Below are 25,156 nucleotides of genomic sequence, written 5' to 3'. Positions count from 1 at the left end.
ACTTCATGGAGATCCAGTGATGAGCCGCTCCGCCGTCTGGCATCCGTTCACCCAGCATGCCATCGAGCCGGCGCCGCCGATGATCGCGCGCACCGAGGGCGCCTATGTCGAGACGCAGGACGGCAAGCGTCTGCTCGACGCGATCTCGTCCTGGTGGGTCATCACGCACGGCCACCGTCACCCGAGGATCCAGGAAGCCATCCGGCACACGACCGAGACGCTCGATCAGGTGATCTTCGCCGGCCTCAGCCACGAGCCGGCCGAACGACTGGCTTCGGCGCTGGTCGAGATGGCGCCGGCGGGCCTCGACTGGGTCTTCTATTCCGACAGCGGCTCTACCAGCGTCGAAGTCGCGCTCAAGATGGCGCTCGGCTTTCACCGGCACAACGGCGCGCCTCGGTCGCGCATCGTCGTCATGGAGCACGGCTATCACGGCGACACCATCGGCACGATGAGCGTCGGCGCGCGCGGCGTCTTCAACGTCGCCTATGAGCCGCTGCTGTTTCAGGTCGACACCATCCCCTTCCCGGCCGCGAGCCAGGAGCAGGAAACGCTCGACGCCTTCGAAAGGCTGGCGCGCGACCGCGGCGTCGCCGCGCTGATCGTCGAGCCGCTCGTGCTCGGTGCCGGCGGCATGAAGATGTATCCGGCCTCGGTCCTCGCCGAACTGAAGCGCATTGCCGAGAGCTCGGGGACGCTGCTCATCGCCGACGAGGTGATGACCGGCTGGGGCCGCTGCGGCACCCTGTTTGCCTGCGAGCAGGCGGGGGTCGCGCCCGATATCCTGTGCACGTCCAAGGGCCTGACGGGCGGTTCGCTGCCGCTCGCGGCGACGCTTGCCACCGACGCGATCTTCCGCGCGCACTATTCCAGCGACCGGGCCAGGACCTTCTTCCATTCGAGCTCGTACACGGCGAACCCGATCGCCTGCGCCGCCGCGCTCGCCAATGTCGAGATCTGGAACGACGAGCCCGTGGCGGAGCGCGTGGCCGCGCTGGCGCGGATGCAGGCGGAGCGGGTTGCCCGGTTCGACGGAGATCCGCGCTTCGAGAACATCCGCACGACCGGCACCATCGCCGCGCTCGACCTCCGCGTCGGCAGCGCCGGCTATCTGGCCGAGGTCGGCCCAGCGCTGCGCAGCTTCTTCCTCGAGCGCGGATTGCTGATGCGGCCGCTCGGCAATGTCCTCTACGTGCTGCCGCCCTATTGCGTGACATCGGGCGAGCTCGACCGTCTCTATAACGCCATCGACGAGGCGGCCGGGCTCGCGGGCGACGAGCGATGAACCGCACGGCGCGGATCATCGGCCTCGGACATCACGTACCGGCGCGCAGAGTCGAAAATGCCGAGATCGAGGCCAATTTCGGGATGGAGGCTGGCTGGATCGAGCGACGCACCGGCATCCGCTCGCGCTTCTGGGCGGAGCCCGGCGACACGCTTTCCGGATTAGCGACCGAGGCCGGCGACATGGCGCTCAAGGCCGCCGGCATCGATCGCAGGGACGTCGGCCTGCTGCTGCTCGCCACGTCGACGCCGGATCATCTGCTGCCGCCGAGCGCGCCGCTGGTGGCGCACAAGCTCGGCCTCGAAAGGGCCGGCGGCGTCGACCTCGCGGGCGCCTGCGCGGGCTTCCTCTACGCCATGAGCTTCGCCGACGGCTTCGTGCGCCTGCACGGCAAGCCGGCCATCATCATCGCCGCCAACCTGTTGAGCCGCCGGATCCATCCGACCGAGCGGGCGAGCGCCGTGCTGTTCGCCGATGCCGCCGGCGCCGTGGTGCTGGCGCCGTCCGACGATCCCGGCCACGGCATTCTCGGCGCTTCCTTCGCCTCTGACGGATCCGCCTATGGCCTGATCCAGATCCCGGCCGGCGGCAGCAACCGTCCCTTCGCGGAAGAGACCGATATCCTGGAGACCCGCATGACGATCGCGAACGGCCGCGACGTCTTCGCCAGGGCAGTGGAGATGATGCGCGGCTGTTCCTTGGAGGCTCTGGAGGCGGCCGGCCTTTCGGCGTCGGACATTGCCCGTTTCGTGCCGCATCAGGCGAACGCCCGCATCTTCGACGCCGTCGGCAAGTCGCTCGGCATCGACGATGCACGCATCGTCAAGACCATCGCCGACTATGGCAATTCGTCGGCCGCGACGATCCCCCTGTCCCTGTCGGTCGCCCACAACGCCGATCCCTTCCGGCGCCACGAGAAACTGCTGCTGGCCGCCGCCGGTGCCGGCCTGACCGGCGGGGCACTTGTGGTCGGCTTCTAGATCGGCCTCCGCGCGCCCGGAAGCGCGACTAAGCGTCAGCTGTGCGGCCAAGGGACCGTCTTGCCCGGGCTTCCCGGATATCTTCCAAATAATGAAATGCCCTGCCGATATTCGAGAATACCCTGCCGCGATTTCCTCGCTTCGCGAAGACGTCATTCTAATTCGCGCCGCAGGATAGGGACCGAATTCTTTGCATATTCTGGAACAGAATGTGACTATTTGGAACAAAATCAATTCGGGTCAACGGGGCGGATTTGGGCATGGAGCCGGTTCTCAAGGGCATTTCTCGACGCAGGCTGCTTCTGTCGTCGGCGGCGATAGCCGGCAGCGTCGCGGTTCTCGGAAGTTCCGGAAATGCCTCCGCAGCGGCGTCCCGCGTGCTGCGCCTCGCCTCGGGAGAATCTGACGGGCCGACCGGCACCATGGATCCCGCCTTCAACAAGATCGACGCGGATGCCGCTCGCATCTCGCTCGTCTATGAGCGTCTGATCATCCTCGACAAGAACTTCGAACCGCAGCCGCAACTGGCGCAATCCTGGTCAAGCAACGAGAAGGGCGATGTCTGGACGATCGAGCTGAAGCCCGGAATTTCCTTCCACAACGGCAAGCCGCTCACCGCCGCCGACGTGGTCTACACCTATCGCCGCCTGATCGATCCGAAGACCGCCTCGCCCGTCGCCACCACCTTCGGCGAGCTGACGCCCGAAGGCATCGAGGCCGTCGACGACAAGACGGTGCGCTTCACCCTGAAGAGCCCCGTCGTCGAGTTCCCCTCGCTGATCGCCAACCGGTTCACCTACATCGTGCCGGAAGGCTCGACCGCCGAGGAACTGCGCACGCGCGGCCAGGGCACCGGCCCCTTCAAGGTGCAGGAATTCGTTCCCGGCCGCGAGCCGAGCGTCTTCGTCAGGAACGAAGCCTATTGGCGCGAGGGCCTGCCGAAGGTGGACCGGGTGGAGTTGCGGGCCATTGCGGACACGTCCGCGCGCCTGTCGGCGCTGCTGACCGGGCAGATCGACCTTTCCTGGGATGTGCCGCGCGTCGGTCTGCAGGCGCTTCAGGCCGCGCCCAACCTGACCGTGGTGACCGTTCCGTCGCCCTATGTGATGTCGCTGACCCTGATGGTCGACGTGCCGCCCTTCAACGACGTGCGGGTACGTCAGGCGATGAAGCTGGTCGTGGACCGCCAGCGCATGATCGATCTGGTTCTCGGCGGACTGGGGAAACCGGCTTCCGACCAGCCGGTCGCCTCCTGGGTTCAGTACGGGCTTGACGAGCCCGCTCCGGCCCGCGACGTGGCGAAGGCCAAGCAATTGCTCGCCGAAGCCGGACATCCCGACGGCATCGACGTCGAGCTCTACACCTCCGAGGCGACCGCCGGCTTCCTGGAGATGGCCGCGCTCTACCAGGCGATGGCGGCCGAGGCCGGCATACGCGTCGCGATCAACAAGGTCCCCGGCGACGGCTATTTCGCCAATGTCTGGCGCAAGGTGCCCTTCCTCTGCACCTCCAAGGGCGCGCGCAACGCTGACGAAGCCCTGTCGCAGTTTTACCTGTCGAATGCCGCCTGGAACGACACGCATTGGAAGAGCGAGGAATTCGACGGCCTGATCGCCGAAGCGCGCCAGACGCTCGATACGGCCAAGCGCGCCGAGCTCTATCGCAAGGCCCAGCGCCTTCTGCGCGATGATGGCGGCGTGATCGTGCCGATGTTCGCCAATTCCGTCGGCGCCCATCGCAAGGACCTGACCGGCTTCGAGATCCATCCCCAGAAGAACGCCCAGGACTTCTCGCAGATCTCGATCGGCGGCTGAGCATGTCGGCTGGCACATGACGCGTCACATCGCGATCCAGGCTGCGCTGTCGCTGCTCAGCCTGCTGCTCGTCTCGATCCTCGTCTTCTGGCTGGTGGACCTGCTCCCCGGCGACGCGGCCGAGCGCGTGCTCGGCCAGGATGCGACGACCGAGGGCTTGGCCGTGCTCCGGGAGCAGTTCGGCCTCAACCATTCGGCGCTCGCCCGCTACCTGGCCTGGATCAGCGGCCTGCTCCGAGGCGATCTCGGCACCTCCATGATCGCGGGTCAGCCGGTCGCCAACTATGTCGCGGGCCGCGTCCAGAACTCCGCCATTCTGGCCGCGTTCGCGCTGGTTCTCTATGTGCCGGTCAGTCTGGCTCTGGCGCTTTTGACCGCCGTCTATCGCGGCACGGCCGTCGACGTCGGGCTCACGGTCTTCGTGCTCCTCGGCATGTGCATCCCGGAATTCGTCATCGCGATCTTTCTGGTCTCCCTGTTCGCCGTGACGCTGAACCTGTTCCCGGCGCTCGCCCTTCTCGATACGGCCCAGGGTTTCGGCGACCTCGTCCGGATGCTTTTCCTGCCGGTTCTGACGCTGACGGCGGCGATGTCGGCCTATTCGGTGCGGCTGATGCGCGAGAGCCTGATCCAGATCCTCGATTCCGACTACATCCAGCTGGCGCGCCTCAAGGGGCTGCCCAACTGGCGGATCATGGGCTGGCACGCGCTGCCGAACGCGCTCGGACCGGCTCTCAATGTGCTGGCGCTCAACATCGCCTGGCTGATCGGCAGCATCGTGCTCGTCGAGACCGTCTTCAATTTCGACGGGCTCGGACGGCTGCTGGTCAATTCCATCCGCTACAAGGACACGCCCGTCATCCAGGCGATCGTCATGCTGCTCTGCGCGGTCTACGTGCTCGCCAACCTCCTGGCGGACGTGTCGATCATGGCGCTCAACCCGAAGCTGCGGACGCGCCGATGAGCAGCGCATTCCTGCCATCGGGAGCGAGCTGGTTCGGCACTATGCTGCGGGAGCTCAGGTCGATCGAGCCGCCGGCGCTGGTCGCCGCCTTCATCGTTCTCGCCTATGTGGTCGTCGCGCTCACCGCGCCGCTCTGGGCGCCCTACGATCCCTCCGCCGTGATGGTGGGGATGCCGCTCGCGCCGCCCGGTGCCGACCATCTTCTCGGCACCGACTCGCTCGGGCGCGACGTGTTCAGCCGCGTCGTGCTCGGCAGCCGGCCGGTACTGATCATGTCGATCTCCGCCGCCCTGCTCGCCGTTTCGATCGGGGCAACCCTCGGTCTCTTCGCGGCCTATCTCGGCGGATGGTTCGACCAGTTGCTCATGCGCGGGCTCGATGCGCTGATCAGCGTGCCGACGCTCATTCTGGGCATGCTCATCCTGAGCGCTGCGGGAAACACGGCCGTGCTCGTGGTTGTCACCGTGGCGTTCATCAACGTGCCGCGCATCGCCCGCGTCGTGCGAGCCGCGACGCTGGCCATCGTCTCGGAGGACTACATCACTTCCGCCGTTACGCGCGGCGTCCCGCCGTTCTCCATGGTCTTCGTCGAGCTGCTTCCGAACGTGCTTGGCACGATCCTGGTCGAGTTCGCGGTCCGCTCCGGCTTCATCATCGTCTTCATCGGCGCGCTCGGCTTCCTGGGCTTCGGCGCGCCGCCGCCGACGCCGGAATGGGGCGTGATGATCAATGAGGGCCGCAGCACCATCAGCGTATCGCTCTGGCCGGTGCTGGCGCCGGCCGCGGCGATGGCAATCCTCGTCGTCTCCCTGAACCTGGTGACCGACGCGATCGCCGGCCGGATCGGCACCGGCCTCTCCTCGAGGCCACGCGTGTGACCCAGGATCGTTCGTTGTTGCAGGTGGACGGCCTCGCCGTCGACTACGGGTCGAAGTCGCGCTGGTCGAACGCGGTGACCGGCGTGAGCTTCGAGATCCGGCGCGGCGAGATCCTCGGGCTCGCGGGCGAGTCCGGCTCGGGCAAGTCGACCGTCGGCTACGCGCTGCTCGCCTATCTGCGCGCGGGAAGCCGTATCCGCGCCGGTCGCGTAACCTTCGCGGGCCGGAACATTCTCGACCTTCCGCCTTCCGAGCTGCGCGCCCTGCGCGGCAGGGAGATCGGCTTCGTCCCGCAGAACCCCACCACCAGCCTCTCTCCGGCGATGTCGGTCGGGCGCCAGGTGGCGGAAGTTCTGCGCTTTCATGGCATTCGTCCGCCGAACGGCGTGCAGGCCCGCGTCGTGGAGCTTCTCGACTCCGTCGGCCTACCGGATCCCGCCGTGATCGCCGAGCGGTTTCCGCACCAGTTGAGCGGCGGCCAGCAGCAGCGCGTCGTCATCGCCATGGCGATCGCCTGCGAGCCCAGCCTGATCATCCTCGACGAGCCGACGACCGGCCTCGACGTCACGACGCAGGCGCGGATCCTCCGCCTGCTCGCCGATCTGCGCACGCGGATCGGTTCGGCCCTCCTCTACATCAGCCATGATCTCGGCGCGCTCTTCAGCCTCTGCGACCGCGTCGGCATCATGTATGCGGGCGAACTGGTCGAGATCGGCACGAGCGAACAGCTTCTGAACGGAGCGCGAAGCCCCTATACGCGCGGGCTGATGGCGTCGGTACCGCGCCTCGACCGTCCGCCGGACAGGCGCGCGGCGCTGAAAGGCATCTTGCGGCGCGACGCGCTGGGCGAAGGCTGCCGGTTCGCGCCGCGCTGCCCCTCCGCAGTCGATGCCTGCGCAGCGATCGTCCAGCACCTCGAGACCGTAGCGCCGGACCATTCGGTCGCCTGCTCCCGCTGGCGCGAGCTTGGAGCGAGCGCATGAGCGCAGAAGCGGAACCACTGCTTGCCCTGTGCGGCGTCGAGATCGCCTATCCGGGCCGCGGCTGGCTCGCGGCGCTCGGCCGGCGCGAGCCAGCGGCCTCCGTGCGCGACATCTCCTTCGACCTGGTCAGAGGCGAGACGCTGGCGCTGGTGGGTGAAAGCGGCAGCGGCAAGTCGACGATCGCCCGCGCCATCAGCGGCCTTGTGACGGCCCGCAAGGGAACGATCCGATTTGGCGGGCGGGACATCAACATCCCGATCGAGAGGCGAAGCCAGGATCTCAAGCGCGACATCCAGATCGTATTCCAGAATCCGGACGCTTCCTTGAACCCCCGGCATTCGGTCGGCTTCATCCTCAGCCGGGCGATCCGGGCCTTCCACCGTCTCGATAGCGCGACCGTGCGTTCGAAAGTCGATGCGCTGCTCGCCGACGTGCGTTTGAGCGGTGACTATGCATCGCGCTACCCGCGCCAGCTATCGGGCGGCGAGCGCCAGCGCGTGGCGATCGCGCGCGCGCTGGCGGCTCAGCCGAAGGTTCTCGTCTGCGACGAAATCCTGTCGGCGCTCGATGTCTCCGTGCAGGCGGAAATCATCGAATTGCTGCGCTCGCTGCAACGCGACCAGGGCATCGCGATCCTCTTCATTTCGCACGATCTCGCCGTGGTGCGGTGGCTGGCGGACCGCGTCGCCGTCCTGCGGCATGGCGCGCTCTGCGAGATCGGCGCGACGGAAGACGTCTACGCGCCGCCCTTCCACCCCTACACGAAACAGCTGCTGGACGCGGTGCCGCATATGGGTCGCCAAACGGCCTGACCAATCGCGGAGAGAAAGGTGGCCGCCCCGGGAGTTGGGCGGCCACGGAGAGGCTACATGCAGCCGGCGACGTATTCGTACTTGTCGGCGAGTTCCGGCTGGTCGGCGCCGATGGCGACGATCTCGGCCATGGTGACCGGCTCGACGGCCTGGCCGGCGATCAGCTTCGCGGCGATGTCCATCGCGACGGCGCCCTGCTGGCTCGGGCTCTGGGCGATCAGGCCCTGCAGCTCTCCGTTCTTCAGCGCGGCGACCTCGGCGCTGGCGGCGTCATAGGCCACCATCTTCACCTTGCCGACCGCGCCGGCCTGGCGGAGGCCCGTGATCGCGCCGATTGCGCCCTGGTCGTTGGTCGAGAACACGCCGGCGAGGTCCGGATGCGCGGAGAGCGTCGAGGTGACGATCTCGGCGGCGCGCTGCGGATCGTTCGACTGGTACTGCGGGCCGAGATACTGGATGTCCGGATACTTCGCGGCGAGCGTCGCGGCGAAGCCGGCCTCGCGCGCGTCCTGGGCCAGCGAGCCCGGCGGCTGGGTGATCACAAGCACCTTGCCCTTCTTGCCGATCAGCGCCGCCAGCGCGTCGGCCGCCATGCCGCCGCCGGCCTTGTTGTCGGTCAGAACCTGGGTCTTCAGGATCGAGGGGTCGGAGATGGTCTGGTCGACCGTGATCACCTGCGTGCCGCGCCCGGCCAGCTCACGCATCGGCGGGATCAGCGCCTGCATGTCGGTCGGCACGATGGCGGCGACCTTGGGGGCGCTCGCCGTCACGGCGTTGACCACCGGAATCTGCGCGTCGGCGGCGAACTGGTCGGCCGCCGAGACCGTGAGAGACAGGCCGAGTTCCTTGGCGCGGGCCTGCGCGCCGCACTGCATGGCCTGGTAGAACGGGCTACCGCTCGAGCCGAGCACGAGGGCCACGGTGTTGGCATCCTGGGCGAAGGCGCCTGAGGCCGAGAGCGAGGTCAGCACGAGGCCTACCGCCGCCGAAACGATCGTCTTTGTCATTGTTTATTCCCCTTTGGTATTGCGGAGCGTGCGTGGCGCTAGCCCCGTTTGCGAAGCCGTCGCTTCAGTTGGTCGATCCAGACGGCGAGGATCAGCACGCCACCCATGGCGACCGTCTGCCAGAACGGCGGAATGCCGAGGATGACGAAGCCATTGAGCAGGATGATGGGAATGAAGACGCCCACGACCGTGCCGAACACGCTGCCGACGCCGCCGAAAAGGCTGGTGCCGCCGAGCACCACCGCCGAGATGGTGGCGAGGTTGTCCATGGCGTGGCCATTGATGGTGGTGGTCGAGAAGCGGGCGTTGGACATGACGGCGGCGATGCCGGCCATGAGCCCCGAGATCGCGTAGACCTGGATCAGCCGCGCCGTCGTCGGGATGCCGCTGCGGCGGCTCGCCTCGGCGTTGGAGCCGACCGCGAAGACATGCATGCCGAAGCGGGTCAGGTGCAGCACGATGCCGGCGATGATGACGGTGACGGCGGCGATCACGACCAGCACCGGGATGCCGAGGATGCGGCCGGAGCCGACATGGGTGACCAGCAGTTCCGGCATGGCGCGGACGTCGACGCCGCCGGACAGGATCTGCGCCCCGCCGAGCGCCATGCCCATGGTGCCGAGCGTGACGATGAGCGGCGGGATCTTGGTCACGGCGATCAGGATGCCGTTGAAGGCGCCCCAGGCAGCGCCGACCAGCAGCGCCGCGACCGTGCCGATCGCGATGATGTCCCAGCCGGCGGCGGTGGTGCCGTAAGTGGTGCCGCCGGCGCCGGAAAGGAGCAGCATCAGCTTGGCCGAGACGACCGAGGCGAAGACCAGCACCGAGCCGACCGAGAGGTCGATGCCCGACGTGATCACGACATAGGTCTGGCCGACGGCCAGCACCAGCAGGATGGCCGCGTTGATGAAGAGCTGCTGCACATTGTAGCCGGAGCCGAACTGGGCCGGCTTCAGCACCAGGAAGATCGCGATCAGGGCCAGCAGCAGGAGGAAGATCCAGCCGCCGGCGACCAGCCGCAGCAGGCGGTCCTCCGTGGTCTCGACGGGGGAGATGGCGAGTTCGTTGCTCATGCTGCCAGCTCCTTGGCTTGCCCGCTGGTCATTTCGCGCACCAGGTCCTCGACGCTCGCCTCGGCGGCGCGGAGGTCGGCGACCGTCTGGCCGAGGCGCAGCACGTGCACGCGGTCGGCGACCTCCAGAACCTGGGGCATGTTGTGGCTGATCAGGACGACGGAGGTTCCGGCGTCGCGGACGCGGCGGCAGAGGTCGAGCACGCGCTGCGTCTGGACCACGCCGAGCGCGGCGGTCGGCTCGTCGAGGATGACGAGCTTGCTCGCCCACATCGCCGCGCGGGCGATGGCGACGGATTGCTGCTGGCCACCCGAGAGCGAGGCGATCGACACGCGCTGCGACTTCAGCTGGACGCCGAGCTTGGCGAACTGGTCGACCGCCTGACGCTGCATGGTGCGACGGTCGAGGAAGCCGAGTTTGCCGAGAAGGCCGCTGCGGGTGAGCTCCCGGCCGAGGAAGAGATTGTCGGCCGGCGTCAGGTCGGGGGCGAGCGCCAGGTCCTGGTAGACCGTGGCGATGCCGCATGCCTGCGCGTCGAGCGGCGAGGTGAAGGTCACCGCCCTTCCCTCGACCCGGAGCGTGCCCTCGTCCGGCCTGTCGGCGCCGGAGAGGATCTTGACGAGGGTCGACTTGCCAGCGCCGTTGTCGCCGATCAGCGCGACGATCTCGCCCGGCATGACCCGGAAATCGGCGCCTTTCAGGGCCTGCACATGGCCGAATGTGCGCCGGATGCCGGTCGCTTCCAGCAGCGGCGCGCTCATGTGCCCGTTTCCAGGCCGATATTGTTCGAGAAGGCGTAGAACTCGTTGTAGCGCGCTGCGCAGAGCGCCTGCCAATGGTTGAACGCCTCGGTGGTGCCGGCGAACTTCCAGATCTCGACTTCCTGGAAGTCGTGCTGGCCGCGGATGTGGAAGCGGCCGTGGAACTCGGCGCCGCCGGCCTTCGCGCCATCGCGGACGGCCTGCCAGGCGTCGGCGAGCGCCTGCTTCTCCTGGTCGTCCAGCAGGTACCAGTGCGGACGCGGGCGGGAATAGTGGATCCAGACGGATTGGGTCATGTCAGCCGTGCCTCGGAGCGATCAGGTCCGCGAGCGGCGCGAGGCGGCCCACGATGTGACGCGATGTGGTGAACTTGAAGTCGGCCACGCGCTCGTGGCCGCGGATGGCGGCGTCGGCGGTGTCGGGGCCGTCGATCTCCCAGGCGCCGAGATGGTGCCAGGAATGCGACCAGTCCATGCGGTGGCGGCCGGCGATGTTGACGCCGAGCGCCAGGTCGCCCTTGAAGGCGATGTCGCACTCGAAGTCGTATTCGGTGCGCTCGTCCGGCGTCGCCTCGCACCACTGGTCGTTCCATTCCCAGAGCGCCAGGAAGGACCAGCCGTGATCGGTAAGCGCGCCCTTGCCCAGGACGGGCGCGAATTCCTTGACGCCCATCAGCCATTCCGTCCGGAAGGCCCGCGCCCAGCCGGCCTTTTCGAGCCGGATGGTCCCGGCGAGCGCGCTCTCGAGGTCGGGCGCCTCGAACACGCCGGCGATGTCGTGCGTGTGGGTGAAGCCGGTGTCGAGCGCCCGCGCCACGTTGGGGGCCTCTGGATCGAAGACGCGGCGCAGCGACAGCGTCCAGCCCTCGGCGGCGAGTTCGTCGAGCACGGCCAGGATGGCGCGGCGGTGCTCTTCGCCATAGACGCCGGGCAGCTCGTCCTGACGCGTCGCGACGAACATCACCGAGGCCCTGGGCGACGCGCCTGACGACGCCGACGCGAAGACGTCGGTATCTCCGGTGAGGCTGGTCATGTCCGCGCCTTTTCGACCGCGTTCATCAGTCGCTCGACGCGGACGGGGTCGACCGGGTTCCACCAGCGCGAATCCACTTTCAGCCATTGCCCGACGATGGCGCCGTCGGCGACCGGCATCAGGCTCGGCACCTGCTCGGGCGACAGGCCGGAGCCGACGATGACAGGCAAATTGGTGCCGGCGCGGACTTCGGCCACTTCTTCGGGCTGGGTCGGCGAGCCGGTGCGGGTGCCGGTGGCGATCAGCACGTCGGCGTCAAACCATTCGGCATCGGTCGCCTGCTCGGTGATCGAGCGGTCGCCGGTGATGGCGTGGGCGCCGAACTTCACATGCACGTCGGCGAAGATGGAAACATCCTTGGCGCCGATCTGCGCGCGGTAGCGCAGCGCCTCGGCGGCCGGGCCGTTCAGGAAGCCCTCATTGGCGACATAGGCATTGACCCACTGGTTGACGCGTACCCATCGCGCACCGACCGCCTTGGCGACGGCGAGGCCGGGAATGGCGCCGTTCGCCACGCAGGTGATGCCGATCGGCGCGCTGACGGCGTTGCGGATCTCCTGGCAGACGACCGAGAGCGCGGCCACGGTCTCGAAGCCGATATGCTCGGGGCGGGAGAACGGCATGTCGCTGGCGTTCTCGACCATGATGCCGTCGATGCCGCCATCGGCGAGCGTGCGCGCGTCGCGCAGCGCCGCGGCGATGATGTCGCGCATCGCCTCGCCCTCATAGCGGGGCGCGCCGGGGAGCGCGCGCAGATGCACGACGCCGATGATCGGCTTCTTCTTGTCGAAATGGGTTTCGAGGGCGCTCGGCTTGGCCGGCATCACGATGGGGGGAGACATTTTACCTCTTCAGTCCTGTTCGTGAATTTCGAGTTCGGAAAGCGTCGGGTAGGCGGTCTGCGCGCCGACCCGGGTGCAGGCGATCGACGCGGCGCGCACGGCGCGCGCCAGCACGATGTCGATGCGCCAGCCGGCGGCGAGGCCGGCGAGGAACCAGCCGGCGAGGCAATCGCCCGCGCCGGTCGTGTCGACGATGTCGAGGCCCTTGGGCGGCGGCGCGTACAGCATCTCGCCCGTCTCAAGGTAGAGCTCGGCGCCGAGGGGGCCGCGCGTCCGCACCACATCGCCGACACCAAGATCACGCAGGCGGGCGATCGGATCGCGGCCGATCACATCGGCGGCGCGGTCGTTGACGAAGACGACACGGGCGCCGTCCAGAACCGGAGCCAGAGTGGCGATGCCGCCCTGAAAACTCGCCGGCTCCAGGTCGATCGACCAGCGGATGCCGGCCTGCCGCGCCCGCGCGACCAGCGCCGGGGCGGCCGGGCCGAAGCAGGCGGTGTGGAGATGGGCGACGTCGTCGAGGCGGAGCGCCTGAACCGCGGCGTCGTCGGGATAGATCGAGACGCCCGGATAGAGCAGCAGCCGCTTCTCGCCATGCGGCTCGATCATCGTCACGACGCGGCAGAGCCCGCCCGGCACGATCGCCGGCCTGAGATCGAGGCGCATCGCCTCGAGCTCGTGGCGCACCTGGACGGAGGCGTGGTCGTCGCCGAGCTGGATGGCGAGCGCCGCGTCGCCGCCGGCGCGGGAGAAGGCGACGGCCGTGTTGGTGACGACGCCACCCATGCCCTCGGTCGAGGCGGTGCAGTGCACCTTCTCGTCCGGCGCCGGCATGTGCGGCGCCTGCAGGCTCAGATCCAGGCTGATATCGCCGACAAAAAGGTAGTGCACCAAGGCGTCCTCCCATGCGATGGTTTGATTTGTAACTTTGTCATTACATTTGAGCAAGCGGGTATTGCGCAAAAAATGCGCTGAAGAATGAATTGGCTATAATTTGATCATTTGGACTAAATCCAGGGCAACGCTGCGTCCGGGAGGTCTCTCATTTTGCCACGTCGCGGAATGAGCGGCCGCGATGCCCTTGCCGTCCCGCTGTCCGGGATGATAAATCAGGCAATTGTCATGACATTTGGCGGGATATGATGGGCTGGGACGCGACACGACTTTCGGACGACGGCGCGCCGAAGTGGTTTCAGATCGCCAACATCCTCAGGCAGTCGATCGTCGAGGGCGAATTCCAGGCCGGCGACGTCATGCCGACCGAGGCGCATCTGAACGATGTGTTCGACGTCAGCCGCACCACCGCGCGCTCGGCGCTGAACAAGCTGGTGCAGGAAGGGTTGATCACGCGCCGCTCCGGCGTCGGGTCGATCGTGCTCGGCGGCCGGGTCGACCAGCCGGTCAACCAGATCCGCGGCTTCACCGAAGACATGCTGCTGCGCGGGCTGAAGCCTTCCTTCGCCGTCCTTTCGGCCGGCTGGGAGCAGGCCAGCGGCGAGGTCGCGCATGCGTTGGGCCTCGCCTCGTCCGACAAGCCGTTCCGCTCGGACCGCCTGCTCCGGGCGAACGACCGGCTGATGGGCTATTCGGTCTCGTGGATCCGTCCGGATCTCTTCGGCAGCGTCGAGCCGCCGACCGAGGGGCAACTGGCCGGCGGATCGCTCTATGCGTGGCTGCGCGAGAATCTCGAGGTCGAGATCTCGGGCGGCGTCGAGTTCATCGAGGCCAATCTGGCAAGCGACGAGATCGCGCGCCTGCTCGACGTCGAGCCCGCCTCGGCCGTGCTGGTGGTCACCCGCATCGCGAAATCCGCCGCCGGCATGCCGGTCGAGTTCGCCGTGGTGACCTATCGGGCCGACCGCTACCGCTTCCGCGTCGAGCTATAGCGATCGGCCGCTTTTGGGCCGTGGCCTAGATCAGATAGGCCGCTCGCCAGTCGTCGGTGGCGCCGATCGTCTGGCCCGCCTCGTCGAAGAGGTGGACGAAATCCGCGCCGAAGCCCATGCGCAGGACGTCGCCCGACCGGGCCGCCCGGATGCCGGAAAGCGCGGCGGTGAACGACTCGCCGGATTTCAGCGTCGCATGGAGGATGGTCTGCGAACCGAGGATCTCGGCATTCTCGATGCGGATCTCGATCCCGTCGACGGCGGGCTGCGCATGCTCGGGCCGGATGCCCAGCGTCACCGCGCTGCCATCGGCGAGCGCTACGTCGCGGCCGGGAAGCGGGATCGCCGTGCCCTCGCCGAGATGCACGGCCAGCGCGTTGCCGTCCCGCCGGATCGTGCCCTTCAGCAGATTCATCGGCGGGGCGCCGAGGAACCGCGCGACGAACAGGTTGCGGGGCCGCGCATAGAGCTCGAGCGGCGAGCCTACCTGCTCAACGCGGCCGTCATGCAGCACGACGATCTCGTCGGCCATGGTCATGGCCTCGACCTGGTCGTGCGTGACATAGATCATCGTCGATTTCAGGCGCTTGTGCAGGCTGATCAGTTCGCCGCGCATCTTGACCCGGAGTTCGGCGTCAAGATTGCTCAACGGCTCGTCGAACAGGAAGGCCTTCGGCTCCTTGACGATGGCGCGGCCAATGGCGACGCGCTGGCTCTGCCCGCCCGAAAGCTGGCTCGGCCGGCGCGCCAGGAGATGCCCGATCTGCAGGATGCCGGCGGCCTTGGCGACGCGGGCGTCGATCTCGGCCTTGGGGAGCTTGTGGTTCTCGAGCCCGAACCGCAGATTGGCCTCGACCGTCATATGCGGATAGAGCGCGTAGGACTGGAACACCATCGCCATGCCGCGGGCGGACGGCAGGAGATGGTCGCAGCGCGTCCCGTCGATATGGACCTCCCCGCCCGTCACCTCCTCGAGGCCCGCCATCATCCGCAGCAGCGTGGACTTGCCGCAGCCCGACGGGCCGACAAAGACGGTGAACGAACCGTCCTTGATGGCGAGATCGATGCCGTGGATGACGTCGAGGCCCTGGAAGCTCTTGGTGACCGATTTGAGTTCGATCGCAGCCATCAGGACACCTGCAGCACGAGGCTCTCCCCCGCTCCGAGCGCTACGGGCCCGGAATGCCGGCGCCCGTCGACCTGGACCTCCCGGGCATCGAGCGAGCCGCCTTCGACCGAAAGCGTGAGCGTCTCGCCCGTCTTCGTCAAGGTTCCGAAGCCCTTGCCGGCGGACCAGAACAGGCGGTAGTCGCCGCTTCCCTTCGGCGCGAAGCCGAGCGTTCCCGCGACGAAATCGGCGGCAAGACCCGAAAAGGCATTGACGAGCTGCCAGGCCGACATCGAGCGCGCGTAGTAGGAGCCGCATTCGATGTCGTTCCACGGGTTGCGACGGGCGCCGTCATGGCGGTTGCGGGCTGCGCGGACGATGTCGAGGCCCTCCTCGACGAGGCCGTGCATGATCAGGTGCGAGGCCGACATGTATTCGATGCCGGTCCAGACCTCCTCGGCATAGGGGGCCGCGACCATCGGCTGGCGGATGCCCTCCGGATAGGTGGCGATCAAGAGCCCGGCCTCGTCCTCATAGGCATAGTTGCGACAGGGATTGAAATGGTCGTCGAGCGACGGCAGGAAATTGTTGGCGTGCACGGAGCGCAGCGCCGTCCGGACCTTGTCGCCGTCGAGGAACGCCCCAAGGCCGGCGACTTCGGCATGCCACTGGCCGAGGATCTGGTCGGAGATGCAGCCCTCGCCCATCTGGTATTTGAGCTCGGAGAATTCCTCGGACCAGTAGGTTTCCATGAACCCGTCGGCGAGCACGCCGGCCGTGCGGCCGACATCGAACGGCACGAGGACGGACTGGTCGGAGAGATCGACCTTCTGGATGAACCAGCGGCCGTTGAACAATTCGTCGTTGATGTAGTCGGCGCCGGCTTTGCCGAGGCGCGCGGTCTTCTCGGAGAATTCCGCATCGCCCATGGACGCCGCCATCTCGGCCGCCGCGAGCAGCGCCGCGACATACATGGAGCCGAGCCAGGAATTGGGTCCGAACAATTCCATGTCGAGCGTCTGGTGCTGGCGACCCGAAAGAATGCCGGTCTCGTCCGGATCCCAGCGGTCCGGGTTTTCCGGGCTCCACGCATATTCGACGGCGCGCTTCAATCGCGGCCATTGCCGACGCAGCCACTCGGTGTCGCCGGCGAGCTTCCACTCGCGATAGGTCTTGATGACGGCGCCGAAATGGCCGTCGGCGCAGGGGCCGATGATGTCGAAGCCGGAGCCGAGCGGCAGCTTCTGGCGGAAGGTCAGGCCGCCGGTCGGCAGCATGTTGTAGGCAAGCTCGGTCTCGCGCAGCGTGCGCTCGATGGCCGGAAAGAGATGCGGCAGCGCCTGCTGGTAGTTCCACACGTGGGTGCAGCTCCCCTCGCAGGATCCGTCATGTGTATGCTGGCCCTCCCAGGCCCAGAGCTCGCCATGCTCGAGGCGGATGACGGTGGCGGTGCGCAGCAGGGCCAGCGTCGCGCTGGCCGCGTCCTTCACCTCGGCCGGCAGCGTGGTGCCGAATAGCGCATCGCGAAACGCGATCGTCGCATCGGCGAGTTCGTCCCAGCGCTTCAGCGCATCGGTGGCGCTCGCCGTCGAATCCGCCCACTGGGTCGCGTAATAATTGGTCCAGCTCGGCGTCGGGCGATCGGGGATCACGCCATCGGGCTTGGCGCGGAACGCCCAGTAGACGTCGCCCTTGGGGAAGCTCCACGAGATGACGAAGCGCACGGTCTCGCGGCCGCCGGCGGGGATCGTGACCCGCGCGCCGAGCGTCGCGTGCTCGGGTTGCTGGCTCATATGCCGGCTCGTCCGCGGCTCGTCATAATGCCGTTTCGGCAACCGGCCGGGACGGGCGAACTCCTTCCAGTAGACGGCGAGATCGTCGAACCACTGGCCGCGATAGTGGTGGTCGGTATGGTCGACGTCGAGGGCATCGGTCGCGATGGTGAGATCGCCCCGCGCCGTCTCCGGCAGATCCTCGTCGGTCGAGGTCAGATGCATCGAGCTGATGCCGTCCTGCTGGCGGAAGGTGTGCCGGCCGCTGTTCGAGCCATGATTGCCGAGCGTTCCGGCGAGCGTGTAGGTCAGCTCGTCGGCCGTATCGTTGACGATCTCGAAGGCGAACATCGCCACCGGCATCGAGGAATCGCGATCCTCATGCGGAATGAACGGCGAGAGCGCCGTCAGGCGGACGCCGCCGGGAAACTGCTCATCGGTAAAGACCAGGTCGGCGGTCGGAAAGCGGCCATAGAAATCGACGGATTTGAAATGCGGCACGCCGACCAGGGTCTGCCGATTGGCGCCATGACCGAAGCCGTCGAACATCTTGCGGATTCCCGGCGCGCCCGACGGATTGAGATCATAGGGGCCGTTGAGCACGCGGGCATCGACCAGTTCGCCCGCCCTCTCCGCCTTGATGGCGAAATGCGAGTAGCCGTTATAGCCCTGCAGGGCCGGACGATTGCGGATCGACCAGTCGACCAGCCGGCCGCTGCCGGAGATGGAGAGGCCTCCCGAGCCGATGCCGCCGAGCGGAAAGGCCAGATAGCGGCTACGTTCGCCGGCATAGTGAAAACGCGTATCGATGGAAGCGAGATCTTCCCACATTCGGTTCATTTCCCTGGAGGTTCTAGTTCTTGATGCCGCTCATCGTGATGCCTTCGATCACGAATTTCTGGGCAATGAGGAAAAGCAGCACGACCGGCAGGATCGACATGCTCATGGCCGCCATGACAACAGCGAGATTGCCGGCGCCCATGTAGCCGCGCAGGACATCCATCGCGAGCGGCAGCGTCATCTGGTCCTGCTTGCCGAGCAGTACCTTGGCCTGGAAGTAATAGTTCCAGGTCTGGGTGAAGGTGATGATGCCGAGCGCCGAGAGGGCCGGCCGCAACTGGGGCAGCGAAATGCGCCAGAAGATCTTCAGATAGCCGGCGCCGTCCATCAGCGCCGCCTCCTCCAGCGCCTTCGGCTGGCTGATCATGAACTGGCGCATCAGGAACACCCCGAAGCTCGAGGTGAGATACATGAGCGCGAGGCCGATCGGCTTGTTGATCAAGCCGATGCGGGCATAGCCGAGATAGATCGGCAGGATCGTCACCTGGGCCGGGAACATCAGCCCGACCAAAAGCGCGAAGAACAGCGCATTGCGGCCGCGGAACTGGAGGCGGGCGAAGGCGAAGGCGGCGAGCGTGCAGGTGATCATCTGGCCGACGGTGACGATCAGCGCGATCATCACCGAATTGGCGTAGATCTTCAGGAACGGCACCTTCGACGTCATCACCGCCCAATAGTTGGAAAAATCGAGGCTGGGCGGCAGGAAGCTCGGCGGCATCTTGTAGGCGTCCGCGACCGAGCGGAACGACATCGAGAACAGCCACAGGAACGGCAGCAGCATGAAGAAGGCGAGCAGCACCATGCTGGCGATGATGGCCCAGTCGATCCAGCGCTTGGCGGCGCGCGTCTGCATCATCGAATTCATTGCTGCACCCAGCGGCGGGAGAGGATCTGCTGCGCGGCGGTGATGACAAGGATCAGCACCGTCATGACGACCGAGATCGCGGCGGCGTAGCCGATCTGGAAGCTGCCGAAGCCTTCCTCGACGATGAGGATGGACAGCGAGCGCGTGGCGTCGCCCGGCCCGCCATGGGTCAGGATGACGATCGACTCGAACACCTGCAGCGCGCCGATCGAGGCGTAGACGATGCAGAAGAACACGACCGGCGAGATGTAAGGCAGGGTAATGCGGAAGAACTGCCGCCATGCCGGCGTCCCGTCCATCACCGCCGCCTCGAGGATCGTCTTCGGAACGCCCTGCAGCGCGGCGATGAAGATGATCATGAAGAAGCCGGTGTTCTTCCAGACATCCATGATGATGATCGACGTCATCGCCTGATTGGCGTCGGTCAGCCAGCGCACACCCGGCAATCCGATGACGCGGAGGTAGTAGTTTATGACGCCGAGATCATCGCCGTAGAGATAGCTCCAGACGATCGAGACGAAGGCCGCCGCGATGATCACCGGCAGGAAGAACGACAGGCGGAAGAAATAGAGCAGCCAGCCCGGCATCGCCCGGTTGAGCGCGATCGCCAGCATCAGCCCGATCGACACGTTGAAGGTCACCGCGAAGAAGGTGAAGCGCAGCGTGTTCCAGAGGATCTGCAGCGAGCGGCGATCGGAGAAGAAGCGCACGAAATTGTCGAAGCCGACCCAGCGCGATCCCATCATGGGGTCGAAATGGGCGAAGGCGAGGATGCAGGTAACCACCACCGGCGCCAGCACGAAGGTCACATAGAGGACCGTCGTGGGCAGCACGAACAGATAGGCGGTGCGCGCCTGCGCCCGGCGGAGGTCGGAGGAGGAACGGCGGGCGGCGAGACTGGCGGCCATGGAGAGTTCCAAGCAAGGCTATAGGGCAGCCTCCCGCACGGGGATGACCCCGGGGGCGGCGTTCCGTGATGGGTGTCCGGGCTGCGCCCGTGGAGAGGCGCGCCCGGACCGGTCGGAGGATGTCGGAGGCGGAGCCCGCCGCTACTGTTTCAGCCGGGCGAACGAAGCGGCCAGCTCGGCATCGGCCGCCTTGACGCCGTCGGCGATCGAGATCTCGCCCGCCATCATCGCGGTGTAGTGGCGGATGAAGATCTTCTCGACTTCCTGGAAGTTAGCCGGCGAAGGCACGGCCTTGGTATGCGGCAGGGTCTGGTAGTAGAGCGCGGCCGAGGGCGGGAAGCTCAGGAACGCCTCGGTCGAGGCGGCGGACTTGCGGCCCGGCACGCCGCCGCCCTTCTCGCCCTCTTCCTTCTGCGTCTCTTCGCTCGTCAGCTCGAGCACCAGCGCCTTGGCAAGGTCCGCATTGGCGGTATTCTTGTTGATGGCGTAGCCGCCGAAGCCGATCACGGTGGTATCGCTTTCCTTGCTCGGCGGAATGGCGATGTCCATGTTGACCTTGTTGTTCTTGGCGCCCTGCACGATCCAGTGGCCACGGCTGATCATGGCGACCTGGCCGGCGAAGAACTGGCTGTCCATCGGCGCGCCGCTGCCCGGAATGGGCGAGACGCCGTCGACATGGATCAGGTCGTAGAGGAACTGCAGCGTTTCCGAGACCTTGGGGTCCAGCATGTTCGAGGCGGACCAGTCATCGTTGAGGATGGCGGTGCCGTTGGAGAAGAACCAGGGCTGCACGAAGAAGTTCTGGTTCGGTACTTCATAGCCGAACTGGACAACCGTCCCGGACGCGTCCTTGACGGTCAGCGCCTTGGCGACCTTGCGGAACTCGTCCCAGGTCCATTTGCCGTCGGCCGGATAGGCGACGCCGGCCTTGTCGAACAGGTCCCGGTTGTAGTTGATCATGATGTTGTTCCAGCCAATCGGGATGTAGTGGATCACCCCGTTGTAGGAACCCTGCTTGAACAGGCTCGGCGCAAAGTCCGAGAATCCGGAATTGGCTTGGACGAAGTCGTCCAGCCCCATCCAGAGATTGCGCGACGAGAACGCCTGGAAGGTCTCGATGGCGGTGCCGTAGACATCGGCGGCGGCGCCGGCGTTGAACTGGCCGAGCACCTTGGTCACATAGTCGCCCCAGCCATTGGCGATGGCGTCCATCTCCAGCTCGACCGTGACGTTCGGATATTTCTTGTTGAAGCGCGCGATCGCGTTGGTGATGGCGCTCAGCTCCGCATCGCCGCCAAAGCCCTGGAGCTTGAGCGTCGCCGTCACGTCCGACTGAGCGAAAGCCGGTCCGAAACCGAGGCTCGCGCCGACGGCCACAGCCGCCGTCGACAGCAGCAGGCTGCGCCGTGAAAGCATATGCATGGATGTCCTCCCTTTGCGCCGTCCCCAGCGTCGTTGTTGTCTCGCCGGATTTCCGGTCGAAACGTTTCGTGTGCCCTCCCCGAAAAAACGCGGATGGGCTCCTCCCCAAACCGCGTCCTAGAAATTTGCCTGCACGAAACGTTTCGTATAGTGCATGTCGTGGCCCGTTTGACAAGTGGGCGACGACGGGGCTGGAGGAAGCTTGGCTACCATCAAGGATGTTGCGCGGCGGGCTGGCGTCGCCATTTCGACCGCATCGGCGGCCATCAACCGGTCGGCGCCGGTGAGCGACGAGGTTATCGAGAAGGTCCGGAAGGCGGTGCGCGAGATCGGCTACGTGCCGCATGGCGCGGCGCAGAGCCTCCGGATCGGCCAGTCGCGACTGGTCGGCCTCATCCTGCCCGATATCACCAATCCGCACTTCGCCAATGTCGCGCGCGTGGTCGAATCCGCCTGCCTGCAGGCCGGATACATGGCCGCCGTCTATTCGACCAACGAGGATTTCGACCGGGAGCGTCAAATCCTCACCATGATGCGGGCCCAGCGCGTCGCCGGCCTGATCATCATCCCCACCCGCTCGGACGCAGAGCACGGCGCCAGCCTCGCCGAGCAGATCCACGTGCCGACGATCCTGCTCGACAGCTTCATCGCCGGTCTGCCCTATGACGTGGTGAAGCTCGACAACGTGCGTGCCGCGCGCCTCGCCATCGACTATCTGTTCGAACTCGGCCACCGCCGCATCGCCGTCACCACCGGCCGCCCCAATGTCGTCACAGGCGAGGACCGGCTTCAGGGCTATCTCGACGCCCACGCCGCCCATGGCGTGCCAGTCGAACAGCGCCTGCTGATCGACGGCCAGTTCGACCAGGCCGTCGCGCATGACAGCACGCTGGCCCTGATGCGCGCGCCCGAGCCGCCGACCGCGATCTTTGCGCTCTCCAACATGATGATGCTGGGCGTATTGAACGCGCTCCGCGAATTGCAGCTCCGGGTGCCGGCCGACGTCTCGGTGATCGGCATCGACGATTTCTACTTCGCCAACATCATGAACCCGCCGCCGACCGTGATCGCGGCGCCGATCGCGGACATGGCGCAGAGCGCCATCAAGCAATTGCTGAACGAGATCACCAGCAAGGCGCAGCCGAGCGGCGCCGTCGAGGTCTTCCAGCCGGAACTGATCATCCGCGAAAGCTGCCGGCAGATTTGATGTCTCGCCGGCGACCTTTCATGTGGGTCTACGCGGGATCCTTCGGCGGAACGTCGCGCAGGCGTTCGAGGAGGTAGGCGTGGGTGGCGGGATTGGCGACGATCAGCGTGCCGGTCTTCTCGTACACTTCCGGTCCGCGACCCCACCAGTCGGTGACGATGCCGCCCGCCTCCTGGACGAGGAGAATGCCGGCCGCCGTGTCGATGAAGCCGGTTTCCTCGTAATAGCCGGTGAGCCGGCCGCAGGCGACATAGGCGCAGGAATTGGCGGCGCTGCCGACGACGCGGACCGCGCCGATGGGCGCGCGGATTTCGTCGAGGCGCTGATAGGCGCCCGGATACAGCGAGAGGTTGGGCGTGGGCAGGCCCGTGCCGACGCACATCAGGGCGACATCGGTGCTGGCGCTGACCCGCTGGCGCACGCGGTTGAGATAGGCGCCCTCGCCTTTCATCGCCGTGAACATCTCGTCGGCGACGGGATTGTAGACCAGCCCGCAGATCGTCTCGTTGCCGCGACGCAGCGCGATCGTGATGGTGTAGTGCTGGCCGAAGAGGAAATTGGTGGTGCCGTCGATCGGGTCGACCAGCCAACGGTGGTCGTCGTCCGAACCCTCGACAGGCGCGAATTCCTCGCCGGTGAGACCCCAGGGATAGCGGCCGAGCAGGCGCTCGCGGATCAGCGTCTCGGAGTCCCGGTCCGCATCGGAAACGAAGTCGCCGGGGCCCTTGATGCCGATCTCGATATCGCGGAAGCGCTGGAAATGCTCCAGCGTCAACGCGCCCGCCTCGCGGGCGGTGGCGACCATGTGGTCGAGGACGGTGGCGTAATCGACGGTCATGAGCGGAAGGCCTCAGCAAGCCCTTCCGGGTCGTCTGTGGTGATCTGGTCGACGCGGAGCCGCAGCAGACGCTCGACCTGGGCAATCGCGAGCGGGTCGGTCCCCCCGATCGTCCAGGCGTCGACGCGGCGGCCGGCGGCGTGGATCGGCGCGATGATATCGACACCGGCATCCTCGGCGGCCAGGACAATCTCGTAGTCGAGATAGATCATCCCTGCGTCCGGCGCCGTGGCGAGCGCCTCTCGGATGAAATCGAGATAGTTTCCGCGTGCCTGAAGGTCGGCGAGCGCGCCGTCGTAGCAGGGATCAAAACCGGTCGCGATGCCGGGGGCGGCTGCGGCCAGCATGGCGATGGCCTCGAAATCGCCGCCCGACAGGATCAGCGATCCGGCGATCGGCGTGGCGCTGGCGCCGAAGCTTTCGACGACCTCCGGGGTGAGCGCCTGCCGGTCCTCCTTGAAGTCGAGCTGGAGAAGCGCGTCGGGATGGATGCCTTCCCGAGCCAGCAGGGCGCAGAGATCCTCGAGTAGCCTCACCTTTTCCGCGATGGGGTTGCCGTCATTGTCGCGCAGGTGGAGTTCGCGCAGAGCGGTGGCGCCTATATCGCGCACCTTCCCGGAACCGGTGGTTTCCCGCTCGAGCGTCAAATCGTGCAGGATCGCGCAGCCGCCCTCGGCATGAATGACGAGGTCGACCTCGACGCTGGCGCCGAGGCGCATGGCCTCGAGGATGCGCTCTCCGGTAAAGGCCGGATCAGAGGCGCGGCGGCGGCCGCGATGCCATTTGAGCCAGGTGCGGTGGCCTTCGCGCTCGATCAGGATGGGCACGGTCACGTTCAGCTCCGGTAGATCTGCTGGTTGTTGCGGTAGAGAGCGACGGCGCGCGGCAGAAGCTCGACCCCCTGCCCGGCCCGGAACAGATCGGGATGGGCCACCATGGATTTGAGCCGCGTCCCGTCGCGGAGATCGAGATCGACAAGGCCATGCGAGCCATAGTCGGTGACCCGATGCACGCTGGCCTTCGGCGTCTCCGAGGCCGCGAGGTCGAGCGCTTCGGGGCGGATCGCAAGCGTAGCAGGACCGTCGGAAACCGGAAGCGGCACGACAAGGTCGGCGCGGACGAAGCTTCCGTCCAGAACCTCGCCTTCGATTAGGTTCATGGTGCCGATAAAGCCGGCGACGAACGGTGTCTGCGGATCGCGATAGACGACATCGGGGCGGTCGATCTGCTCGGTCTTGCCATCTGCCATGACGACGATGCGATCGGCCATGGAAAGGGCCTCGTCCTGGCCGTGGGTGACGAACAGGGTGGTGATGCCGAGGCGCTGCTGGATATCGCGCACCTCTTCGCGCAGCCGCTCGCGAAGATGCTGGTCGAGGCTGGCGAAGGGCTCGTCGAGCAGAAGGATCTTGGGCTCGAGCACCAGCGAACGGGCCAGCGCCACGCGTTGCTGCTGGCCGCCCGAAAGCTGGCTGGTCATGCGGTTGCCATAGCCGGCGAGCCCCACCAGCTCGAGCACGGCCTCGACCTTCTCCTGGATCCGGGGCGCCGGCATCCGGCGCAGCTTGAGGCCGAAGGCGAGGTTGCGGAACACGTTCATATGGGTCCAGAGCGCGTGGCTCTGGAACACCATGCCGGTCGGCCGGCGCTCCGGCGGCAGACGGGTGACGTCTTCGCCGTCGATGGTGATGCGACCGCCGGTCGGCTGCTCGAAGCCGCCGACCATGCGCAGAAGCGTCGACTTGCCCGAACCGGAGGGGCCGAGGAGGCAGACGAGCTCGCCATCCGCGACGTCGAGCGAGAAGCTGTCGACGGCCCGGGTGCCGCCGGAATAGGTCTTCGTGATCTGGGCGATGTTGAGTACGGACATGCGAAT

At 66.7% G+C, this 25,156-nt stretch carries 24 protein-coding genes; 9 read left to right on the top strand and 15 right to left on the bottom strand.

Annotated features, from left to right (window positions below; genetic code table 11):
• Positions 1-19: 19 nt before the first annotated feature.
• The 7 genes from K32_RS04610 (at position 20) to K32_RS04580 (ending at position 7,716) form a co-directional block, all read left to right on the top strand.
• A complete protein-coding gene (locus tag K32_RS04610; RefSeq protein ID WP_201402905.1) occupies positions 20-1,285 on the top strand; it encodes an adenosylmethionine--8-amino-7-oxononanoate transaminase in 1,266 nt (421 codons plus the stop codon).
• Complete coding sequence (locus tag K32_RS04605) at positions 1,282-2,265, top strand: beta-ketoacyl-ACP synthase III (RefSeq protein WP_201402904.1); 984 nt, start codon at positions 1,282-1,284, stop codon at positions 2,263-2,265. Before K32_RS04610 ends, K32_RS04605 begins: the two co-directional genes overlap by 4 nt.
• Positions 2,266-2,525: 260 nt before the next feature.
• The gene (locus K32_RS04600) at positions 2,526-4,079 is read left to right on the top strand and encodes an ABC transporter substrate-binding protein (RefSeq protein WP_201402903.1); all 1,554 of its coding nucleotides are present in this window, start codon (positions 2,526-2,528) and stop codon (positions 4,077-4,079) included.
• A gap of 16 nt (positions 4,080-4,095) precedes the next feature.
• Positions 4,096-5,043 carry an ABC transporter permease gene (locus tag K32_RS04595; RefSeq protein WP_201402902.1) on the top strand — a complete coding sequence of 316 codons (948 nt, stop codon included), beginning with the start codon at positions 4,096-4,098 and terminating at the stop codon, positions 5,041-5,043.
• Positions 5,040-5,921 carry an ABC transporter permease gene (locus tag K32_RS04590; protein ID WP_201402901.1) on the top strand — a complete coding sequence of 294 codons (882 nt, stop codon included), beginning with the start codon at positions 5,040-5,042 and terminating at the stop codon, positions 5,919-5,921. Before K32_RS04595 ends, K32_RS04590 begins: the two co-directional genes overlap by 4 nt.
• Positions 5,922-5,944: 23 nt before the next feature.
• Entirely contained in the window at positions 5,945-6,904 is a 960-nt protein-coding gene (locus tag K32_RS04585; protein ID WP_244669959.1) for an ABC transporter ATP-binding protein, read from the top strand.
• The gene (locus K32_RS04580; RefSeq protein ID WP_201402899.1) at positions 6,901-7,716 is read left to right on the top strand and encodes an ABC transporter ATP-binding protein; all 816 of its coding nucleotides are present in this window, start codon (positions 6,901-6,903) and stop codon (positions 7,714-7,716) included. The genes K32_RS04585 and K32_RS04580 overlap by 4 nt, the downstream gene beginning before the upstream one ends.
• 53 nt (positions 7,717-7,769) lie before the next feature.
• Here K32_RS04580 and K32_RS04575 read toward each other — a convergent pair whose 3' ends face one another.
• From K32_RS04575 to K32_RS04545, 7 genes are read right to left on the bottom strand one after another with little or no spacing between them, the layout of a single operon-like run.
• Positions 7,770-8,723, bottom strand: coding sequence for an ABC transporter substrate-binding protein (locus tag K32_RS04575; protein ID WP_201402898.1), 954 nt, complete (start codon positions 8,721-8,723; stop codon positions 7,770-7,772).
• Positions 8,724-8,761: 38 nt separating this feature from the next.
• Positions 8,762-9,796, bottom strand: a complete 1,035-nt coding sequence (locus K32_RS04570) for an ABC transporter permease (protein ID WP_201402897.1) — start codon at positions 9,794-9,796, stop codon at positions 8,762-8,764.
• Positions 9,793-10,557, bottom strand: coding sequence for an ATP-binding cassette domain-containing protein (locus K32_RS04565; RefSeq protein ID WP_201402896.1), 765 nt, complete (start codon positions 10,555-10,557; stop codon positions 9,793-9,795). Before K32_RS04565 ends, K32_RS04570 begins: the two co-directional genes overlap by 4 nt.
• Positions 10,554-10,853, bottom strand: coding sequence for a hypothetical protein (locus K32_RS04560; protein WP_201402895.1), 300 nt, complete (start codon positions 10,851-10,853; stop codon positions 10,554-10,556). Before K32_RS04560 ends, K32_RS04565 begins: the two co-directional genes overlap by 4 nt.
• Before the next feature lies 1 nt (position 10,854).
• Positions 10,855-11,589, bottom strand: coding sequence for a hypothetical protein (locus K32_RS04555; protein WP_201402894.1), 735 nt, complete (start codon positions 11,587-11,589; stop codon positions 10,855-10,857).
• Entirely contained in the window at positions 11,586-12,431 is an 846-nt protein-coding gene (locus K32_RS04550; protein ID WP_201402893.1) for a BtpA/SgcQ family protein, read from the bottom strand. Before K32_RS04550 ends, K32_RS04555 begins: the two co-directional genes overlap by 4 nt.
• Positions 12,432-12,440: 9 nt before the next feature.
• On the bottom strand, positions 12,441-13,325 hold the full coding sequence (locus K32_RS04545) for a carbohydrate kinase family protein (RefSeq protein WP_201402892.1): 885 nt from the start codon (positions 13,323-13,325) through the stop codon (positions 12,441-12,443).
• Positions 13,326-13,573: 248 nt separating this feature from the next.
• Here K32_RS04545 and K32_RS04540 point away from each other — a divergent pair, with 248 nt between their 5' ends.
• The gene (locus K32_RS04540; RefSeq protein WP_201402891.1) at positions 13,574-14,320 is read left to right on the top strand and encodes a GntR family transcriptional regulator; all 747 of its coding nucleotides are present in this window, start codon (positions 13,574-13,576) and stop codon (positions 14,318-14,320) included.
• Positions 14,321-14,345: 25 nt separating this feature from the next.
• Here K32_RS04540 and K32_RS04535 read toward each other — a convergent pair whose 3' ends face one another.
• The 5 genes from K32_RS04535 to K32_RS04515 all read right to left on the bottom strand — a co-directional run bounded on the left by K32_RS04535 (position 14,346) and on the right by K32_RS04515 (position 21,235).
• Positions 14,346-15,449 (bottom strand): ABC transporter ATP-binding protein, encoded by a 1,104-nt coding sequence (locus tag K32_RS04535; protein WP_201402890.1) that lies wholly within the window; start codon positions 15,447-15,449, stop codon positions 14,346-14,348.
• Positions 15,449-18,031 carry a GH116 family glycosyl-hydrolase gene (locus K32_RS04530; RefSeq protein WP_201402889.1) on the bottom strand — a complete coding sequence of 861 codons (2,583 nt, stop codon included), beginning with the start codon at positions 18,029-18,031 and terminating at the stop codon, positions 15,449-15,451. Before K32_RS04530 ends, K32_RS04535 begins: the two co-directional genes overlap by 1 nt.
• 22 nt (positions 18,032-18,053) lie before the next feature.
• A complete protein-coding gene (locus K32_RS04525) occupies positions 18,054-18,905 on the bottom strand; it encodes a carbohydrate ABC transporter permease (protein WP_201402888.1) in 852 nt (283 codons plus the stop codon).
• Positions 18,902-19,813 carry a carbohydrate ABC transporter permease gene (locus K32_RS04520; protein ID WP_201402887.1) on the bottom strand — a complete coding sequence of 304 codons (912 nt, stop codon included), beginning with the start codon at positions 19,811-19,813 and terminating at the stop codon, positions 18,902-18,904. The genes K32_RS04525 and K32_RS04520 overlap by 4 nt, the downstream gene beginning before the upstream one ends.
• Positions 19,814-19,954: 141 nt before the next feature.
• Positions 19,955-21,235, bottom strand: coding sequence for a sugar ABC transporter substrate-binding protein (locus K32_RS04515; protein WP_201402886.1), 1,281 nt, complete (start codon positions 21,233-21,235; stop codon positions 19,955-19,957).
• Positions 21,236-21,437: 202 nt separating this feature from the next.
• Here K32_RS04515 and K32_RS04510 point away from each other — a divergent pair, with 202 nt between their 5' ends.
• Positions 21,438-22,442 (top strand): LacI family DNA-binding transcriptional regulator, encoded by a 1,005-nt coding sequence (locus K32_RS04510; RefSeq protein ID WP_201402885.1) that lies wholly within the window; start codon positions 21,438-21,440, stop codon positions 22,440-22,442.
• Between the two features lie 28 nt (positions 22,443-22,470).
• Here the strand turns inward: K32_RS04510 and K32_RS04505 are convergent, their stop codons facing one another.
• The 3 genes from K32_RS04505 to K32_RS04495 are packed head-to-tail and all read right to left on the bottom strand — an operon-like array spanning position 22,471 to position 25,150.
• Positions 22,471-23,280 (bottom strand): inositol monophosphatase family protein, encoded by an 810-nt coding sequence (locus K32_RS04505; RefSeq protein ID WP_201402884.1) that lies wholly within the window; start codon positions 23,278-23,280, stop codon positions 22,471-22,473.
• Entirely contained in the window at positions 23,277-24,113 is an 837-nt protein-coding gene (locus K32_RS04500) for a glycerophosphodiester phosphodiesterase family protein (RefSeq protein ID WP_201402883.1), read from the bottom strand. Before K32_RS04500 ends, K32_RS04505 begins: the two co-directional genes overlap by 4 nt.
• A gap of 2 nt (positions 24,114-24,115) precedes the next feature.
• Positions 24,116-25,150 carry an ABC transporter ATP-binding protein gene (locus K32_RS04495; RefSeq protein WP_201402882.1) on the bottom strand — a complete coding sequence of 345 codons (1,035 nt, stop codon included), beginning with the start codon at positions 25,148-25,150 and terminating at the stop codon, positions 24,116-24,118.
• Between the last annotated feature and the right edge of the window lie 6 nt (positions 25,151-25,156).

Source organism: Kaistia sp. 32K (assembly GCF_016629525.1).
In the GTDB taxonomy this organism is placed as follows: domain Bacteria; phylum Pseudomonadota; class Alphaproteobacteria; order Rhizobiales; family Kaistiaceae; genus Kaistia.
This window is presented reverse-complemented; position numbering and strand designations above follow the sequence as displayed.

Bases quoted from the DNA above. Each gene is read 5' to 3' on its own strand.
- K32_RS04610 (WP_201402905.1), top strand. From the start codon at position 20: ATGAGCCGCTCCGCCGTCTGGCATCCGTTCACCCAGCATGCCATCGAG.
- K32_RS04605 (WP_201402904.1), top strand. From the start codon at position 1,282: ATGAACCGCACGGCGCGGATCATCGGCCTCGGACATCACGTACCGGCG.
- K32_RS04600 (WP_201402903.1), top strand. From the start codon at position 2,526: ATGGAGCCGGTTCTCAAGGGCATTTCTCGACGCAGGCTGCTTCTGTCG.
- K32_RS04595 (WP_201402902.1), top strand. From the start codon at position 4,096: ATGACGCGTCACATCGCGATCCAGGCTGCGCTGTCGCTGCTCAGCCTG.
- K32_RS04590 (WP_201402901.1), top strand. From the start codon at position 5,040: ATGAGCAGCGCATTCCTGCCATCGGGAGCGAGCTGGTTCGGCACTATG.
- K32_RS04580 (WP_201402899.1), top strand. From the start codon at position 6,901: ATGAGCGCAGAAGCGGAACCACTGCTTGCCCTGTGCGGCGTCGAGATC.
- K32_RS04575 (WP_201402898.1), bottom strand. From the start codon at position 8,723: ATGACAAAGACGATCGTTTCGGCGGCGGTAGGCCTCGTGCTGACCTCG.
- K32_RS04570 (WP_201402897.1), bottom strand. From the start codon at position 9,796: ATGAGCAACGAACTCGCCATCTCCCCCGTCGAGACCACGGAGGACCGC.
- K32_RS04565 (WP_201402896.1), bottom strand. From the start codon at position 10,557: ATGAGCGCGCCGCTGCTGGAAGCGACCGGCATCCGGCGCACATTCGGC.
- K32_RS04560 (WP_201402895.1), bottom strand. From the start codon at position 10,853: ATGACCCAATCCGTCTGGATCCACTATTCCCGCCCGCGTCCGCACTGG.
- K32_RS04555 (WP_201402894.1), bottom strand. From the start codon at position 11,589: ATGACCAGCCTCACCGGAGATACCGACGTCTTCGCGTCGGCGTCGTCA.
- K32_RS04550 (WP_201402893.1), bottom strand. From the start codon at position 12,431: ATGTCTCCCCCCATCGTGATGCCGGCCAAGCCGAGCGCCCTCGAAACC.
- K32_RS04540 (WP_201402891.1), top strand. From the start codon at position 13,574: ATGATGGGCTGGGACGCGACACGACTTTCGGACGACGGCGCGCCGAAG.
- K32_RS04535 (WP_201402890.1), bottom strand. From the start codon at position 15,449: ATGGCTGCGATCGAACTCAAATCGGTCACCAAGAGCTTCCAGGGCCTC.
- K32_RS04530 (WP_201402889.1), bottom strand. From the start codon at position 18,031: ATGTGGGAAGATCTCGCTTCCATCGATACGCGTTTTCACTATGCCGGC.
- K32_RS04525 (WP_201402888.1), bottom strand. From the start codon at position 18,905: ATGAATTCGATGATGCAGACGCGCGCCGCCAAGCGCTGGATCGACTGG.
- K32_RS04520 (WP_201402887.1), bottom strand. From the start codon at position 19,813: ATGGCCGCCAGTCTCGCCGCCCGCCGTTCCTCCTCCGACCTCCGCCGG.
- K32_RS04515 (WP_201402886.1), bottom strand. From the start codon at position 21,235: ATGCATATGCTTTCACGGCGCAGCCTGCTGCTGTCGACGGCGGCTGTG.
- K32_RS04505 (WP_201402884.1), bottom strand. From the start codon at position 23,280: ATGACCGTCGATTACGCCACCGTCCTCGACCACATGGTCGCCACCGCC.
- K32_RS04495 (WP_201402882.1), bottom strand. From the start codon at position 25,150: ATGTCCGTACTCAACATCGCCCAGATCACGAAGACCTATTCCGGCGGC.